Annotated in this window: 14 protein-coding genes and 1 pseudogene; 8 read left to right on the top strand and 7 right to left on the bottom strand. The window is 64.0% G+C overall.

Annotated elements, in window-relative coordinates; genetic code table 11:
- Positions 1–195 (top strand): annotated as a pseudogene (locus C481_RS05050) (acetoacetate decarboxylase family protein); the annotation flags it as partial.
- 109 nt (positions 196–304) lie between these two features.
- Positions 305–1,213, top strand: a complete 909-nt coding sequence (gene pdxS, locus C481_RS05045) for a pyridoxal 5'-phosphate synthase lyase subunit PdxS (RefSeq protein ID WP_006108022.1) — start codon at positions 305–307, stop codon at positions 1,211–1,213.
- Between the two features lie 101 nt (positions 1,214–1,314).
- Here pdxS and C481_RS05040 read toward each other — a convergent pair whose 3' ends face one another.
- The 3 genes from C481_RS05040 to C481_RS05030 form a co-directional block, all read right to left on the bottom strand.
- Positions 1,315–1,656: a hypothetical protein gene (locus C481_RS05040; RefSeq protein ID WP_006108021.1), complete on the bottom strand. Its 342-nt coding sequence runs from the start codon at positions 1,654–1,656 to the stop codon at positions 1,315–1,317.
- A 31-nt stretch (positions 1,657–1,687) separates the two neighbouring features.
- Entirely contained in the window at positions 1,688–2,584 is an 897-nt protein-coding gene (locus tag C481_RS05035; RefSeq protein WP_006108019.1) for a homoserine kinase, read from the bottom strand.
- 234 nt (positions 2,585–2,818) lie between these two features.
- Complete coding sequence (locus tag C481_RS05030; RefSeq protein WP_049904443.1) at positions 2,819–5,749, bottom strand: methyl-accepting chemotaxis protein; 2,931 nt, start codon at positions 5,747–5,749, stop codon at positions 2,819–2,821.
- Positions 5,750–6,020: 271 nt separating this feature from the next.
- Between C481_RS05030 and C481_RS05025 the strand changes: the two genes are divergently transcribed.
- The gene (locus C481_RS05025) at positions 6,021–7,349 is read left to right on the top strand and encodes an ABC transporter substrate-binding protein (protein WP_006108016.1); all 1,329 of its coding nucleotides are present in this window, start codon (positions 6,021–6,023) and stop codon (positions 7,347–7,349) included.
- A gap of 241 nt (positions 7,350–7,590) precedes the next feature.
- On the opposite strand, the gene C481_RS05020 is transcribed toward C481_RS05025, so the two are convergent.
- On the bottom strand, positions 7,591–8,232 hold the full coding sequence (locus tag C481_RS05020) for a DUF6149 family protein (protein ID WP_006108015.1): 642 nt from the start codon (positions 8,230–8,232) through the stop codon (positions 7,591–7,593).
- A 221-nt stretch (positions 8,233–8,453) separates the two neighbouring features.
- Here C481_RS05020 and C481_RS05015 point away from each other — a divergent pair, with 221 nt between their 5' ends.
- Positions 8,454–9,698 (top strand): NAD(P)/FAD-dependent oxidoreductase, encoded by a 1,245-nt coding sequence (locus C481_RS05015; RefSeq protein ID WP_006108014.1) that lies wholly within the window; start codon positions 8,454–8,456, stop codon positions 9,696–9,698.
- Positions 9,699–9,740: 42 nt separating this feature from the next.
- Here C481_RS05015 and C481_RS05010 read toward each other — a convergent pair whose 3' ends face one another.
- Positions 9,741–10,157 carry a universal stress protein gene (locus C481_RS05010; RefSeq protein WP_006108012.1) on the bottom strand — a complete coding sequence of 139 codons (417 nt, stop codon included), beginning with the start codon at positions 10,155–10,157 and terminating at the stop codon, positions 9,741–9,743.
- Between the two features lie 178 nt (positions 10,158–10,335).
- On the opposite strand from C481_RS05010, the gene nrfD reads away from it, so the two are divergent.
- On the top strand, positions 10,336–11,700 hold the full coding sequence (nrfD, locus tag C481_RS05005; RefSeq protein WP_006108010.1) for an NrfD/PsrC family molybdoenzyme membrane anchor subunit: 1,365 nt from the start codon (positions 10,336–10,338) through the stop codon (positions 11,698–11,700).
- A 141-nt stretch (positions 11,701–11,841) separates the two neighbouring features.
- On the top strand, positions 11,842–12,579 hold the full coding sequence (locus tag C481_RS05000; protein WP_006108008.1) for a class I SAM-dependent methyltransferase: 738 nt from the start codon (positions 11,842–11,844) through the stop codon (positions 12,577–12,579).
- On the opposite strand, the gene C481_RS22100 is transcribed toward C481_RS05000, so the two are convergent.
- The gene (locus C481_RS22100) at positions 12,567–12,716 is read right to left on the bottom strand and encodes a DUF7557 family protein (RefSeq protein WP_006108007.1); all 150 of its coding nucleotides are present in this window, start codon (positions 12,714–12,716) and stop codon (positions 12,567–12,569) included. The genes C481_RS05000 and C481_RS22100 overlap by 13 nt on opposite strands.
- 214 nt (positions 12,717–12,930) lie before the next feature.
- Here C481_RS22100 and C481_RS04995 point away from each other — a divergent pair, with 214 nt between their 5' ends.
- Positions 12,931–13,170, top strand: coding sequence for a PRC-barrel domain-containing protein (locus tag C481_RS04995; RefSeq protein ID WP_006108006.1), 240 nt, complete (start codon positions 12,931–12,933; stop codon positions 13,168–13,170).
- On the opposite strand, the gene C481_RS04990 is transcribed toward C481_RS04995, so the two are convergent.
- Positions 13,167–13,739, bottom strand: a complete 573-nt coding sequence (locus C481_RS04990) for a thioredoxin domain-containing protein (RefSeq protein WP_006108005.1) — start codon at positions 13,737–13,739, stop codon at positions 13,167–13,169. The two genes, C481_RS04995 and C481_RS04990, sit on opposite strands and share 4 nt — an antisense overlap.
- A gap of 197 nt (positions 13,740–13,936) precedes the next feature.
- Here C481_RS04990 and uvrA point away from each other — a divergent pair.
- Positions 13,937–16,251, top strand: a 2,315-nt coding sequence (uvrA, locus tag C481_RS04985; RefSeq protein WP_006108004.1) for an excinuclease ABC subunit UvrA, incomplete at its 3' end; no start/stop codon positions are given.

Below are 16,251 nucleotides of genomic sequence, written 5' to 3'. Positions count from 1 at the left end.
GACCTCCTGCGGACGAAGGCTCGTATCCGGGGCGACGTCGCGCTCGGCGTCGGGTCGGCGACCGGGACGCGCCTCGACGCGGCGTCCGGTCTGGCCGATGAACTCGGCGTCTGGAGGCGGCCGCTCGGGCGGCTGTACGGACCGAACGTTCGCGCGCGCCTGTTTGCCGGCGAACCGATCGGCGATGACGGATGACGGCGGACGACGGTCGGAATCGGACGATCGGAGCCGAACGTATTCGGCCGCCGAGACGTTTTACTCCCCAAAGGACACGCGTAAGTGCGGTGACTCCAAACCGGGTAGTATGACCGAGGAAACCGATCTCGAGGAACTGCGCCGCGGAACCGACCTCGTCAAGCGCGGGTTCGCACAGATGCAAAAGGGCGGCGTCATCATGGACGTCGTCAACCCCGAACAGGCCCGCATCGCCGAGGACGCCGGCGCGGTCGCCGTCATGGCGCTGGAAGCGGTGCCAGCGGACATCCGGAAACGCGGCGGCGTCGCCCGCATGGCGGACCCTGCCGATGTAGCGGAGATCGTCGAGGAAGTTTCCATCCCGGTGATGGGCAAGGCCCGCATCGGTCACACGAAGGAAGCCCAGATCCTGGAGGCCGTCGGCGTCGATATGATCGACGAGAGCGAGGTTCTCACGCCCGCCGACGACGCCTACCACATCGACAAGCGCGACTTTACGGCACCCTTCGTCTGCGGCGCGCGCAACCTCGGAGAGGCGTTGCGCCGAATCAACGAGGGCGCGGCGATGATCCGTACCAAGGGCGAAGCCGGCACCGGCGACGTCAACCAGGCCGTCCACCATCAGCGGACGATCAAGGGCGCGATCCGCGAGTTAGAGGGCATGACTCACGAGGAGCGCGAGGCCTACGCACGCGAGATCGAAGCACCCGCTGAACTCGTCCACGAAACGGCAGAGATGGGGCGTCTTCCAGTCGTCAACTTCGCTGCCGGCGGAATCGCGACGCCCGCAGACGCGGCGCTCATGATGCACCACGAGTGCGACGGTATCTTCGTGGGCAGCGGCATCTTCGGCGCGGAGAATCCACCCGTCATGGGCGAGGCAATCGTTCAGGCGACGAACAACTGGGACGACCCCGAAACGCTCGTCGAGATTTCGAAGAACCTCGGAAAAGGGATGAAGGGCGACGCGAACGCCGACCTGCCAGAAGAGGAGAAGTTGCAGGGGCGGGGCGTCTAAGGCGAGTTCACCGTCGAATTGGTCCCGAATTGGCTGTCGGCGCGGAGATCTTCGGTACGTGGCCCCAGTCGAACGACGGCTGCGCAGGCGACCGGTTTCTACTATCGACTCGAACGCCTACGTTCGGCGAGCGTCAGTCCCAGAAATCCGAGATACGTCACCAGCGCACCCGCCAGCGCCGAGAGGACACGCGAGGGTGCGACCGTCGCCCCGCTGACGATCACGAGGAGTGCAAGGCCGACCGCTGTAACCTGCACGGCCGGCCGCTCCCAGTACTCGCGGACGAGGGCAGGATCTCGAGCGGCGATGAACTCGAACGCGATCGTTCCACACCCGCCACCGGCGGCAGAACGAAGCGACACCGACGCACCGACACTCGCGAACGCGAGGCCGACGGCGGCGAGAACGAGTACCGCGAGGGTCGCGTCGGTTCGTGTTCCCATTCGTGATTGCTCGCGGCGCAGACGACCGTAATCACTCCCCGTACAGCTGTGCGCCCTCACCGACGCGCGTCTGGTAGGCGCGACTCTCGATCCCTGCGGCGTCGAAGGCATCGAGCATCGCCGAAGCGACCCGCCCTCGGTGGTCGAGATGGCGACAGACCGCGAGCACGCCTGGCCCGGCACCGCTGACGGTGACGCCCGTGGCACCTGCATCGAGGGCGGCTTCTCGAACGGCCTCGTAGCCGTCGATGAGCGCGCTGCGTTCGGGAGTGACGATTTCGTCCGTCATACCCTGTCCGACGAGTTCGGGATCGTTCCGGGCCATGCCGACGGCGAGCGTGGCGGCGTGACTGACGGTATCGACGATGTCGGCGAGCGGTGCCCGCTCGGGAACGACACCGCGTGCGTCGCGCGTCGAGACGGTCGTTTCGGGAAGACAGACGACGAGCGGCAGGGAAGCGTCCACCTGTGTGACGTTACTGCCGTGCTCGTCATTAGAGACGATGGTAAAGCCGCCGAGAAGCGACGGCGCGACGTTGTCCGCGTGGGCTTCACCCGAGACGAGCGCTTCGCCCTCCGCGGCGATCGGCACGAGTTCGTCGCGCGAATAGCCGCGATCGTAGAGTTCGTTGAGCGCGACGGCCGCGCCGGCTGCGCTCGCAGCCGAGGAGCCGAGACCGGACGACGGGCGGATTCCCTTGTCGATCTCGATACGAGCGGGGGCGTCGAGTGCGTCCGCGACGGCCCCGACGGTGTTCTTTGCCGGGTCCTCGGGAATGAACTCGCTACCGGTGCCGGTCACGGTAATCGTCGTTTCCGGCGCGCGTTCGACGCGAACGATGTCGGCGGGTGCGCCGAGCGCGATACCGAAGACATCGAAGCCGCTGCCGAGATTTGCGCTCGTCGCCGGGGCCCGCACGGTGAGCATGCCGTCTCATTTCCAGACTGCAGGCAAAAAGGTAGCGGACCGAACGCGACGGTGGACCGGTTCCAGTTCCGGTTCCGACTGTGGTTCGGTTCCGGATTCAGTTTCAGTGCCGGTTCTGGCTTCAGTGCCGGTGACGGTGGCGGTACCGGCTCTGGCTTCAGTACCAGTGACGGTAGCGGTGCCGATAGCGACAATCAGTGCCGGTCTCGAGACACTGACTGCCGACGAGGATCGTCAGGCGTCGTCGGCTGTATCGTCGTCCGCTGCGTTGCCGAATGTGAACACGTCGTCGTCGGTCGCCGTTTCGTCGGCCGAATCCGCCTCTGTGTCCGCGGACTCGTCGGTCTCACGATCCGCCTCGACTGAACCAAGCGGATCGATACGCTCGGAGTCGTCGTCATCGAACGTGGCAGCCTCGTCGGCCGTATCGTTACCAACGGCATCGTCAGCAGTCACATCGTCGCTACCCACACCGAGTTCAGAATCGGTTTCGGCCGCCCCGGCGGCGTCGGTCTCGAACGCCAGCGGGTCCGGCGTCGCGTCTCCCGTGTCGGCTTCGTCACTTGTGGCCGTCGAGTCGTCGAACACCGGTCCGTCAAACGCCGACTGATCGACCGTGTGCTCGCTGAACTCGTCGATGTCGGAACCGGACTCGCGCCCGGTTGCGACGTCGGCGGTGTCGACGGGCCCGCCATCATCCGTCTCGGCTCGAAGTTCGGATGCAGGTTCTGGTTCCGACTCGTCTTCGCCGGTGATGCTGTCGGTTTGGGTGTCGTCCGTAGTGTCCGCACCGGTGGCCTCGTCAAATGGTGGCTCATCGAAATCGAGCCCCGTTTCGGTCTCCTCGATCGTCACGTCCAGATCGAGTGCAGCCTGCTCGACATCGGTCTCGAACCGGTCGAGAGCGGCAGAGAGCTGGGCGGACTGCTCGGAGAGGTTCGAGGCGGAGTTCGTAACCTCCGTCAGCGCCGTCGTCTGTTCCTCGGCGGCCGCGGCGACGTTTTCGGCCTCCGAAGTCGTCTCCTCGGAGACGGTCGCCGCGTCGTCGACCATCGCAACGACTTCCTGGGTCGAGGCCGCCTGTTGTTCGGTCGCCGCGGAGATTTCCTGGACGCCGATGTTCGTCTCCTGGGCGAGATCGGTGATTTCCTCCAGTGCATCGACGGCCGCCGTGACGCGCTCGCTTGCGGCGCCGATGTTTGAACTCGTTCCCTCGACCTCGGCGGCGGACTGTTCGGTGCGCTTGCGGATCGCTTCGAGGCGGTCCTCGGCTTCGTCGGCCGCCTCTGCAACGTCCTCGGAGAGCGCCTTGACTTCCGTGGCGACGACGGAGAACCCTTCTTCGTCTTCGCTGGTAACCGTGCGGGAGGCTTCGATGTTCGCGTTCAGCGCCAGCATGTTCGTCTGGCGGGCGATTTCGGAAATCGTGGCGATCAGTTCGTCGATCTGCTGGACTTCGTCTTCGAGGCGCTGTATTTCCTCGACAGCACCGCCGGCCTCGGACTCGATATCGTCCATCGCGGCGATCGCCTCTTGGGCGGCTTCCTGACCCTCCTGACCGGTTTGGACCGTCCGTTCGGCGATGTCTGCAACCTGGTTCGAGGAGGCTGCGATCTCCTCGGTCGTCGTCGAGAGCGCACTCATCTCCTGGTTGACCGACTGCAGCGACTCGTTCTGTTGCTCAGCACCGTGGGAGATCTCCTGAATCGACTCCGAAACCTGTTGGGAGGCCGATCGGACTTCCTCGCTCGAGGCGGTTACCTGCTCGGAGGCCGTCGCAACGTCGGTCGCGAACTGGTTCAGTCCGGCCACCGTCTGCTCGATTTCCTCGAGCATGACGTTGAAGTCCGTCGCGATGTCGGCCATCGCCTCGTTCTCGCTGTCGGCGTCCATCCTGGCGGTCAGGTCGCCGTCGGCGGCCGCCTCCATCACGTCGCTGTACTCGTCCGCCTGCCGTTCGAGGTGGGTGTTGATCTCTGCGATCCGCTCGCGCTCGCGCTCGGCTTCTTCGCGGGCCGTCTCCGCCTCTTCGATCTGTTCGCGCAATGCGCCACGCATCGAGTCGAACCCGTCGTAGAGCCGGCCGATATTGTCGATACGCTTGGTCTCGAGGTCGACATCGAGATTGCCGTCTTCCATCTGTCCGGCTTTGTTCGTGAGTCGATCGATCGAAACGGCCGTATTCCGGCCCAGTACCGCACCGACCATTCCGACCATCAACACGCCGATGAAGGTTGCAATGTATCCCCACTCGCTGATCGTGCTGACGAAGCCGTAGGCCTGATCGGTCGGCTCGTGTGTGAGGACGACCCAGTCGGTGCCGTAGACTCGCGCCGAACTGGCAACGTACTCCTCGCTATCGAACTCGTACGTGTCGAGGACGCCAGCGGTCTCGCCGGAGACCTCCTGCGTACTTGCACCCGCCGTCAGTGCCGAATCGATCAGGTCGGTGTTGCCGTCGTAGGTCTGGCCGAGCGTCTCGTAGTCCCCGCCGTAGTCGGCGTTGTCGAGGATGATTTCGTTGTTGGATCCGGTATCGACGACGACGGTTGCGACCTGGTCGTCGTCCTGGAATTGGTTGCCGTACGCTTCGAGTTCAGCCGTGTAGACGAGCGCCCGGTCGTCCGCGTTGGGAACGGAGAGGACGTAGGTGATAACTGAGGACTCCTCGCCGAGTTCACCCTCGAGAACCTGCGGGCTGGAAACCCAGGGGACCTGGGCCGTTGTCTGGTCGTAGGCGTCGTCCGAGACGGTTTCGAGTCCGGTTGCGGATTGGCCCCGGAGTTCGTCCTCGGTGCTCGCGAGGACCGTCTCGTCGCTGGTGTCGACGTAGCTAATCGAGAAGGTGTCGACATCGAGGTGTTCCTCCCAATCGAGGAGGCGCTGTTCGATCGCATCGGCATCGTCGCTGGCGACGACATCGGAGTGGGCGAACGTCGCAATCGTCTGTTCGTTCTGTTCGTTCCACATCTGCAGTCCCTGTGCTTCTTGGCCGGCGAACGCGGTCTGATCGGACTGGGTGCGCTGTTCTACCTCGTTGGTAATGCCAGCGGTCGCACCGATTCCGATCAGGCCGATCGACAGTCCGATCACCAGCAACGCGATCCCGAATTTGACCGCGTACCGGCGCCGAATTGCCGACGGCACTACACGTCGAATATCCATCGATAGTCAACGCGTGCGGTGGTCGGTACATAAAAGGTGATCCACAGTTATCAGCACCGATAATCGAACGGCGGATTCTGGCCGCTCGACTGCCGGCTGTGAACTCGAGCCGTGGTAACTCTCATGCGGCGGTCATATCGAGACGGTTTCGTAACGAGATCGTGAGCGATAGCTGATAGAACACGGCGGCGAAGTTGGTGGTCAACAGTTCCTGTCTCGCGTGAACCCGTCCGGAACCGTTAAGAAACATAGGTCGAAAGGACAGTCCAGTATGACAGACTTTGATCGGGAGCGTCCAACCCCGACCACCGCTGGCCAGCAGACCCAGCACGGTCTTCGACGGCGTCAACTTCTCGCGACGGCGGCCGGTGCAGCCACGCTTTCTACCGCCGGGTGCACGGAGACGTACGACACCATCGTCGGCAGTGAAACCGACGGCGACGAGACGGTGACGATCGGCGTTTTGGCCCCCGAACCGGAAAACGACTTCAACGGTCGCGCCATCGTCCGCTCGGCCCAGGTCGCCCGCGATCTCCTCAACGAGACCGGCGGTATCAACGGTCGCACGGTCGAACTGGCGGTCGGGAACACGAGCGGCAGCCCGCTCGAGGCCCGCCGCGAATATCAACGGCTCGTTCTCGAGGAGGACGCGGCCGTCACAATCGGCGTCTCGACGAGCGAGGTCCTCGAGACGATCATCGACGATATCGCAGAACAGGAGACGCTTCACATCACCGCCGGTGCCGCAACCTCCAGCGTGAGTGAACTCGTCCGCGAGGACTACGAGCGGTATAAGTATCACTTCCGCGCCGGGCCGGTCAACGACTACGACCTCGGGCAGGCCCAGATCGACTTCCTCGGCGACATGGCACCCGAACTGGGCTGGGACTCGATCGCGCTGCTGGCCGAGGACTACGGGTGGAACCGCGGCGCGTGGGAAACCTTCCACGACGAACAGTCGGCGATCGATCTCGAGATTGCTATGGAAGAGCGGTACCCGCCCGCGACCGATGACTTCTCGACCATCTACGAGACGGCCGAAGCCGAGGGTGCCGACGCCGTCTTCATCTCGACCGCCCACACCGGTACCGACGCCGTCGTCGACTGGACGGCCCAGAAACGTGAACTCGAGTTCGGCGGGATTCACGTGCCGATGCAGCTGCCGACCTACTACGACGCGGTCGGCGGTGCCTGTCAGTTTGCGGTCGGGCAGAGCAGCGCGCCGCTCGGTGCGGAGGTAACGGCGGAAACGTCGAGCTTCGAGGACGCATACCAGGACGCCTACGGCGAGTCCTCGCCGGTCTACACCGGCTACTTCGCCTACGACGCGGTCACGCTGTTCGCCGAGGCGGCCACACAGGCTGAGACGGTCGATTCCGCCGACCTCGTGCCGGTGCTCGAAGATATCGAGTTCACTGGCAGCGCCGGGCAAATCGAGTTCTACGGCCAGGATCACGAGTTCCCGCACGACCTCGCGTACAACCGGGGCGATACGCTGTACTTCCAGTGGCAGGAAGACGATGCAGGGAACGGCGTTCAGGAGGTCATCTGGCCGGACGAGCACGCGACGGCGGAGTACGTCACACCGGAGTGGCTTTGAGGACTGGAGGCGAACTGCAGCGGGTTCGGAGAGCCGACTCTGATAGTGGGTCGAGGCGGGTTCAGTCAGGTCAGCGCAACGGCCCAAAGTACGACGGGCGAGTATCGGTCGCTGCCGTGGGTGTAGTGGAAGTCAAGTGGAAGCCGGTTGGCGTTGGCGGCATCGATGGTGTCAACGGCATCGGCGAGAGCGCAGCGGCGGTTACAGCGCCGGCGCGGGGTGATCTACCGGCCCGGTGCGCTCAATTCTCGCCGTCGCCGCCGCTCTCGTTTTCGTTCTCGTTCTCGGGCGCGTCCGTTTCGGCACCATCGCGGACGCCGACCGCCTGCGAAACGTCGATGTCAGCGGGTTCGTCCCGCCCGCCGACGACGGTTTCACCCGATTCGGTTTCGACGTAGACGTCGTCCGCGAAGCCGCCCTCCGCGTGGGGGTGGACGGGATCGTCGAGTTTCTCCGGCGTCGACGGGGCCTCGGTAAGCCCCGCCGCCGGCGCGAACTGGCCGAGCGGCTCGTCGATCGTAATGTCCCAGCGCTCGAAGAACTCGCGGTAGCGGTCGTAGTGGGCGTCGAGTTCGTCCGTGGGAAATTCCATCATCTCGGTCCAGCCGTGGTTGTAGAAGTCGAACGCGGCCTGGATGTGGGTGATTTCGCGGGCTTCGGCCTCGGAGTAGCCGTCTTTGAGTGCGCGCAGGTAGGTGTCGATCGTGGCCTCGAAGAGGTCGTCGAGGTGGGCTTCGCGCTCGTCGGCGTGAGCGGGGTCTGCTTTGTCGAGGAAAACGCGCGTGTGGAGGCGGACGAGGCCGGCGGTGGCGACGGATCGAACGACGGGCGTCTGGAGCGCCGTTCGGGAGGCGAAGTGGCGCGCGTTCTGTCGGAGTTTCATAGCGCATGGTACGCCGGCGTCCCTAAAGAGGGGTTCGGGACGGTGCTGATCGCGCGGTTCGGGTATCGGATCGCGGTTCGGATGTCCGGGTAGCAAGGACTGGAATTACCATTGTTCACAAGCACCGAGGGATAACTGACGATTGTTGCGATCTTTGAAGTCGAACGGCAAAATGAACGAGATAGCAATCCACTTTAACCCGCATTACGAACGGTCGAGATATGACAGACTACGTCATCATCGGGGACGGTATCTCGGGCAGTTCGGCTGCCGAGACCCTCCGGGAAGAAGACCCGGAGTCGTCGATTACCGTCATCACCGATGAGGGGGAGTCGCTGTACAATCGCATTCTCATCAAGGAACACGCGAAGGGGAAACTTCCCGAAGCACCGATCTCGATTCACGACGAAGAGTGGTACGAAGAGCGTGACATCGACCTCTCGCTCAACACGCACGTGACGACGGTTGACCCGGACGAGAAAGTCGTCCACACCCACGAGGGAGAGGACGTTACCTACGATAAGCTGCTGATCGCGACCGGCGGAACGCCGACCCAGCTGCCGGTCGACGACAGCGATGCCGAGGGCGTCCACCACTTCTGGACGTTCCAGGACGCCCGTCGCATCCGCGAAAGCGCGGAAGCCGCAGAGAACGGTGTCATCGTCGGCGCTGGACTCCTCGGCATCGACTTCGCCGCCGTCTGTGGCGCACAGGGCGTCGAGGGCAAGTATCTCATGCGCGGCGACCGCTGGTGGCGCTACGCGCTCTCTGCGGACGGCGCGGAGATCATGCACGAGGGCATGCGCGAGAAGGGCGTCGAGCCCGTCTTCGACAGCGGCGTCGATCACTTCGAGACCGACGCGGACGGGGAGGTCACGGCCGCCGTCGACCCGAACGGCGAGCGATACGAGTGTGACTTCGCCGGCGTCGCGATCGGGCTGACGTTCAACACCGAGTTCCTCCGCGGGGTCGGCCTCGAGATGAACAACGGCATCGTCGTCGACGAGTTCATGCAGACGAACGTCGACGATATCTACGCGGCGGGAGACATTACCCGCTTCTACGACGTGCTGCTCGACGAAGAGGCCCAGAACGGGTCCTGGGGATCGGCGAAGGAACAGGGTCGCGTCGCGGCGGTCAATATGGCTGCAGACGACGAGTCCGAAGTTTTCGAGTGGGTTTCGTCGTACTCGATTACGCACTTTGACTTCCCGTTCCTCTCCTTCGGTCATCCGACGCTCGGCGACGAACACGTCGAACGTCGGTACAGCGACACCGAGTGGCGGCGGATCGCGATCAAGGACGGCAAGATCGTCGGCGGTGTGCTGATCGGCGACCTCTCGCCGCAGCGGACGCTCAAGCAGTTGATGCGCGAACAGTGCGATATCGGCGAGCAGGCGGAGATCCTTCTCGAGCCGTCCGTCGAAATCGACGATCTCGCGCCTGCACAGAGCCAGGAGCAGTAAGGTTCCCCTCGTAGTTTGGCGTCGACGCCGGTCTCATCCCCTTTATCGAACGATCGTCACTGGAACCGGTGCTCGACGAACGACCCGTTCCGCGACGCTTCCCAGTAGTGCACGCGAGACCCCCGTCCGACCGTGGCTGCCGATGACGATCCGATCGACGGCATGGTCGCGAGCGTAGTCGACGATTGCGCGAGCCGGTCGTCCCTCGACCAGTTCGGTCGCCAGCGACTGCTCGGCCGCCGCGGCGCGGTCGTGGGCCGTCTCGAACAGGCCCGTCGCTCGCTCGCGGTGTTGCTCGAGCAGCGGTCCGGCACCCAGATGCGCGAACTCGCCGTAGCTGCTCTCCGAGAGGGAGACGGCGTGAAGAACGGTAATCTCGTCGTCCGGGTGCTCTCTGAGGGCGTACTCGAGCGCGGCCCAGCCCGGCTCGGAGTCGTCGAGCGCGACGAGCAGGTGCATAGGTGGTTCTACGGTACCGGGCCACTTGAACGATACTTGTTACCACACATTCTGTGAACCGGGAGCGAGAGGACACGATTCCGGGGAGCGTGCTGGCTCTGTCCACCTATCCGATCCTTGCAAGGCCAACGCTCGAAACAAACTGTGTCGCTGCGGTACGACATGTGATACACTCACGATGAGCACGAAATCTCCCACCGAGGCGGACGTGCTTCGGCCGATCCGGCAAACATCGACCATATACTACGTTCTCCTCGCTATCGCTGGGTTGGCGTTCGGGCTCTTTCTCCTCGGGTGGGCCTATCAACTCGCAGAGGGGCTGGTCGTCACCGGGCTAGGTGACTGGGGGACCGGCGGCGGTGTCACGTGGGGGATCTACATCGGCGCGTTCATCTGGTGGGTCGGGATCGCCCACGGTGGCATCATCCTCTCCGCTGCAGTCCGATTGCTCGGCATGGACCGCTACATGCCGATCGCTCGCCTCGCCGAACTGCTCACCATCGGTGCGCTCTCCGCGGCCGCGTTTTACATCGTCGTCCACCTCGGCCGACCGGATCGGATGGTCACGAGCATCGCCGGCCACTACCATATCACCGTCCACGCATCACCGCTGGTGTGGGACGTGACCGTCATCACGGCCTACTTCGTCCTGACGGCGACGTATCTCGCCCTGACGCTCCGATACGACATCAGCCGGCTGCAGTCCGATCTGCCGGATCGCTTCAATCCGATCTATAACATGCTGACGATCGGCTACACCGAACGCGAGGACGAGGTCGTCCAGCGAATGGTCTGGTGGATCGCACTGGCCATCATCATCATGGCACCACTGCTGCTCCACGGCGGCGTGATCCCGTGGCTGTTCTCCGTGCTCCCGACCATGCCGCGCTGGTTCGGCGGCGTTCAGGGACCGCAGTTTCTCACCATCGCCCTGACCTCCGCGATCAGCGGCGTTATTCTCCTCGCCAGCGCCTTCCGTCGCGCGTACGACTGGGACCACATCATCACCGACGACATCTTCCGCGGACTCACGCTCTGGCTCGGCTTCTTCAGCCTCCTGTTCCTGTGGCTCCAACTGCAGCAGATACTCACCGGGACTTTCTCCCCACCGACCGACCTCGGTCACGTCTGGGCAGCGTCCCTCGGTAGCCCCATCTACCTCACCTCGATGACACTCGTCAGTCTCACCCTCGCGTACATCTTCGCACAGACGATTCGCCCCGCGCTGTTCACCCGACGGCGCGCCGCCATCGCCGCGGTTGCAATCCTCCTCGGGACGATTCTCGAGAAGGTCCTGTTCGTCGTCGAAGGCCTGGAGTACCCCGCGTTCGAAATCTACGCCGCAACACCTGGCCACTACATTCCCAGCCTGATCGAGTTCGCCTCACTCACCGGGACGATCGGCATGGTCTCGCTGTTCTTCCTCCTCGTCGCCAAGGTCATCCCCGTCCTCGAACTCCACGCGATCGACCACCTTCGCCTCGAGCGCGGCGAAGACGACGAGCACCGAGAGTCCGGCACCGGATCACCGACGCACGACTGACCGAGCACCCTATCGAACCGCCATCGTACCGTCCCTGCGCTCGCCCGCGGCTCGTTCCGTACATCGCCGTACATCGAAGCTCGATCACCCAGCAGGCACCGTGCACCGAAACTTGATTATCCAGCAGGCGGATCGTCGCCCATGGTCGACAAGACAGCCGTTCGACGCGGGTACGACGAACTCGCGGAAACGTACGCCGCGGAACGAGCGGCGAGCGAGGGGGGACGCGAACGCGACGTGCTCACGACCGTTCTGCGCTCGCTGGAGACGCCAGGACGGGTGCTCGACGCCGGCTGCGGGCAAGGAACGCCCGTTCTCCGCGACCTCGACGGGGACGGACCCCGAAACGGAGACGGAAACGGAAGTAGAGACGGAGACGGAAACACCGACGAAAACGGAACGCGCGACGCAATCGGCATCGACGTCTCGCGCGCCCAACTCGAACTCGCGGCAGAGAACGCGCCGACGGCATCCCTCTCGCAGGGCGATATGACGCGACTCCCCTTTCGCGACGACTGCTGTGACGCCGTCACCGCGCTCCACTCGCTGATCCACGTGCCGCTCGCGGACCACCGGGCAGTCATCGACGAGTTCAGTCGCGTCCTGCGCCCGGGCGGTCGCGTGCTCGTCTCGGAGGGAGCACGCGAGTGGACCGGGACGAATCCCGACTGGCTCGACAGCGGCGTCGAGATGCAGTGGCACATCGCCGGTATCGAGGCGACGCGGGAGCAGTTACGGGCGGCCGGCTTTACGATTACCGACGAGTGGGGGACGACGGAGCCGTTCGCCGACCAGGACGAGCACTGGCGCTATCTGGCCGCTGAACTCGACGCCGAAAGAGCGGCGTCCGAGCCGCCGACAACGCGTCACTCGGAGTAGCCTTCCTGCAGGAAGGTCCCCTCCGTCTCGTACATCGATACCAGTTCTGCGATGAGTTCTTCGGGGGACTGGCCCGGCTCGCAGTGTTCGTCGAGTCGGTCCTTGAGTTCGTCGCTGATTTCGAGTGTGTGGCTCATGGTAGCGTGGGTCCGGCGATCCGCTCTGTCGAGGCGAGGCTCCGATTCTGGGTTTCGGTTCGAACCGCGCTCGTGGCGGTCAGCGTGGAAAGGGCACCGCAGTAGCGTTCACGGGTGCCAGCAGTATATACTCCGGGGACGCCATTGCCATCCTCCGTGCGAGCCAGCAGGAGACGGCCGGACCTTTACCCGGACTATCGACCTATCGGTTTGTATGACAGCACCGTTGACCGAGGACGATGTCGGCAAGACAGTCGTCGATGCGGAGGGGAAAGAACTCGGGATCGTTGCGAAAGTCGAGGGGAACCGTGCCGCCGTCGATCCCAATCCGTCGATCGCAGAACACCTGCTTGCCTCCCTCGGCTGGGAGGGGAAAGACGAAGAGGACTACACCGTCACGGAGAATATGCTCGCGTCGGTCGGTGACGACGTCGTGCTCAGAGGCGACCTTTAACCGTTCTCGTCCGGCCGTGCGTCACCGCCGGTGACGCCGTTTCCGTTCGCCGGCTCGTCGCTCGAACTCGCGACCGCGGCCTCGTACACCGTCTGCCGATCCTCGAAGTACACCGGTGCGTCGTGGTCGGCCTCGAAGTGGATGACCCGTTCCAGCGCTTCCTGCCCGTCCGTTACGTCCGACTGGAGTTCGGCCCCGAGTTCAGTATAGTCGGCCGCGAGTTGCTGGAAGGCTGCCATTCGCGTTTGCTTTGCCTCGACGAGAAACTGTTTTTCCTCGACATCGTTCTCGAGCGCTTCGATCTCCTCGAGATCGGTATCGGTTGCGTTCGGACCCGCGGCTCCGGTAGCGCCCGTCGGGGACGGTGTTTTGGTCCCGTTGACGCCCGACGATTGTGCCTCGAGCCGCGACCGGATCTCGGCCATGTCCGCGTCGATGTCGTCGAGCAGGTCGTCGGCCTCCTCTCGCATGGTCTCGACGTGACCGCTGAGCAGCCCCGCCTGCGTCCGACAGTACTCGACGAACTCGTCGACCGACAGTGTCGGCTCGCTCCCGCTGTCGTCGCTCATGCATGACTGTTCGGGCTACCGACCGAAGATACTTTGGTCGGACCGGGCCATCGCACGGTACAGCAGGAATAGTTACCAATGACCACGTCATCCGGCTTTCAGACCCGTTAAGTTGCTTCGGCTACTGACACAACTACAATGAATCGAGCACCGTTACTGCGACCACCGTTTTCCCGTCGTCCGACGAGTGCAGACCGATGAGCAAGGAGACAATCGAAGTACGCGGGGCGGAAGAGCACAACCTGAAGGATCTCGACGTGACGATCCCCCGCGAGGAGTTCACCGTCGTCACCGGCCTCTCGGGGTCGGGCAAGTCCTCGCTGGCGTTCGAGACCGTCTACGCCGAGGGCCAGCGCCGGTACATCGAGAGCCTCTCGGCCTACGCCAGGAATTTCCTGGGGCAGATGGACAAGCCCCAGGTCGAGACCGTCGAGGGGCTCTCGCCGGCGATTTCGATCGATCAGAAGAACGCCGCGAACAATCCGCGCTCGACGGTGGGGACCGTCACGGAACTCCACGATTATCTGCGACTCCTCTACGCCCGCGTCGGCACGCCACACTGCCCCGAGTGCGGCCGCGAGGTCGGCGAGCAGTCGGCCCAGAATATGGTCGAGCGCATCCTCGAACTCCCCGAGGGGACGAAGGCCAAACTCGCCGCGCCCGTCGTCCGCGACCAGAAGGGGGCCTTCGAGGACCTCTTTGATGAACTCGTCTCGGAGGGCTACGCTCGCGTCGAGGTCGACGGCGAGGAACACGACCTCACGCTCGATACACCCGAACTGGACGAGAACTTCGATCACACCGTCGACGTGATCGTCGACCGCGTGGCGGTCTCGACCGAGGATCGCCCGCGGATCGTCGACAGCGTCGAGACGGCGCTCGACGAGGCCGAGGGCGTGCTGAAGGTCATCCTTCCCGACGCGCCCGAAGCGGTCGCGGCTGAACTCGGCGAGGAGGCTCGCCGAACGGGCGCGCTGGGCGAGGAAGTCGAGGCGGACGACCGCTTCGTCGTCGAGTTCTCGAAGGATCTGGCCTGCACCCACTGCGGGATCGACGTGCCGGAGATCGAGACGCGCTCCTTTTCCTTTAACTCGCCCCACGGAGCCTGTCCCGAGTGTGAAGGCCTGGGCGAGACGAAGGAGATCGACGAGGACCTGGTCGTCCAGGACCCCTCGAAGCCGGTCAAGCACGTCTTCGAAGCCTGGAGCTACAACCGGTCGTACTACCAAACCCGTCTCGATTCCGTCGCCGAGCACTTCGACGTGTCGCTGACGACGCCGTTCGAGGACCTCGACGGGGACGTACAACGGCAGTTCCTCTACGGTACCGACCGCGAAGTCGTCTTCAAGCGCAGCACGAAAAACGGTACTCGGCGCAAACAAAAGCGCTTCGAGGGCGTCATTCCGAACCTCGAACGGCGGTACATCGAGACCGATTCGGACTCGACCCGCGAACACATCGAGGACTACATGTCGGTCACGGAATGTCCGGCCTGCGACGGAACCCGGCTGAAGCCCGCCTCCAGAGCCGTGCTGGTCGACGACAGCGCCATTACGGAGATCAACGCGATGAGCATCGGCGACGCCCTCGCTCACTTCGAGTCGATGGAAGCCGACCTCACCGAGCGCGAGCGGGTCATCGCCGAGGAGATCTTAAAGGAGATCCGCGCCCGCCTCAGTTTCATGGTCGAAGTCGGCCTCGAGTACCTCACTCTCGATCGGGAGGCCTCGACGCTCTCGGGCGGCGAGAGCCAGCGCATCCGCCTGGCGACGCAGATCGGCTCCGGTCTCGTCGGCGTCCTCTACGTGCTCGACGAGCCCTCCATCGGCCTCCACCAGCGGGACAACGACCGCCTGCTTGATACCCTGGAGGAACTTCGGGACCTCGGCAATACCCTGCTCGTCGTCGAGCACGACGAGGAGACGATGCGCCGCGCGGACAACGTCATCGACATGGGACCCGGACCCGGCAAGCGCGGCGGCGAGGTCGTCGCCAACGGCTCCGTCGAGGAGGTCAAAGACTGCGACGAGTCGATCACCGGCGACTACCTCTCCGGCCGCCGGCAGATTCCGGTTCCGGAGGAGCGACGCGACCCTGACGGCGCGCTGACGATCCTCGGCGCGCGCCAGCACAATCTCTCGAATCTGGACGTGGACATCCCGCTCGGGTGCTTTACGGCGATTACCGGCGTCTCGGGCTCCGGCAAGTCCACGCTCATGCACGACGTGCTCTACAAGGGCCTCGCCCGCGAGATGAACGACAACACGAGCGTCATTCCCGGCGATCACGACGAACTCGAGGGACTCGATCAGATCGAAACCGTCCGCCTGATCGACCAGTCGCCGATCGGTCGTACTCCCCGCTCGAACCCCGCCACGTACACCGGCGTCTTCGACTACATCCGGGATTTGTTCGCCCAGACCAAACTGGCGAAACAGCGCGGCTACGAGAAGGGCCGCTTCTCCTTCAACGTTAAAGAGGGACGCTGCAACTGTCTCTTATACACATCTCT

This window comes from Natrialba asiatica DSM 12278 (genome assembly GCF_000337555.1).
Lineage (GTDB): Archaea > Halobacteriota > Halobacteria > Halobacteriales > Natrialbaceae > Natrialba > Natrialba asiatica.
This window is presented reverse-complemented; position numbering and strand designations above follow the sequence as displayed.

Bases quoted from the DNA above. Each gene is read 5' to 3' on its own strand.
- pdxS (WP_006108022.1), top strand. From the start codon at position 305: ATGACCGAGGAAACCGATCTCGAGGAACTGCGCCGCGGAACCGACCTC.
- C481_RS05040 (WP_006108021.1), bottom strand. From the start codon at position 1,656: ATGGGAACACGAACCGACGCGACCCTCGCGGTACTCGTTCTCGCCGCC.
- C481_RS05035 (WP_006108019.1), bottom strand. From the start codon at position 2,584: ATGCTCACCGTGCGGGCCCCGGCGACGAGCGCAAATCTCGGCAGCGGC.
- C481_RS05030 (WP_049904443.1), bottom strand. From the start codon at position 5,749: ATGGATATTCGACGTGTAGTGCCGTCGGCAATTCGGCGCCGGTACGCG.
- C481_RS05025 (WP_006108016.1), top strand. From the start codon at position 6,021: ATGACAGACTTTGATCGGGAGCGTCCAACCCCGACCACCGCTGGCCAG.
- C481_RS05020 (WP_006108015.1), bottom strand. From the start codon at position 8,232: ATGAAACTCCGACAGAACGCGCGCCACTTCGCCTCCCGAACGGCGCTC.
- C481_RS05015 (WP_006108014.1), top strand. From the start codon at position 8,454: ATGACAGACTACGTCATCATCGGGGACGGTATCTCGGGCAGTTCGGCT.
- C481_RS05010 (WP_006108012.1), bottom strand. From the start codon at position 10,157: ATGCACCTGCTCGTCGCGCTCGACGACTCCGAGCCGGGCTGGGCCGCG.
- nrfD (WP_006108010.1), top strand. From the start codon at position 10,336: ATGAGCACGAAATCTCCCACCGAGGCGGACGTGCTTCGGCCGATCCGG.
- C481_RS05000 (WP_006108008.1), top strand. From the start codon at position 11,842: ATGGTCGACAAGACAGCCGTTCGACGCGGGTACGACGAACTCGCGGAA.
- C481_RS22100 (WP_006108007.1), bottom strand. From the start codon at position 12,716: ATGAGCCACACACTCGAAATCAGCGACGAACTCAAGGACCGACTCGAC.
- C481_RS04995 (WP_006108006.1), top strand. From the start codon at position 12,931: ATGACAGCACCGTTGACCGAGGACGATGTCGGCAAGACAGTCGTCGAT.
- C481_RS04990 (WP_006108005.1), bottom strand. From the start codon at position 13,739: ATGAGCGACGACAGCGGGAGCGAGCCGACACTGTCGGTCGACGAGTTC.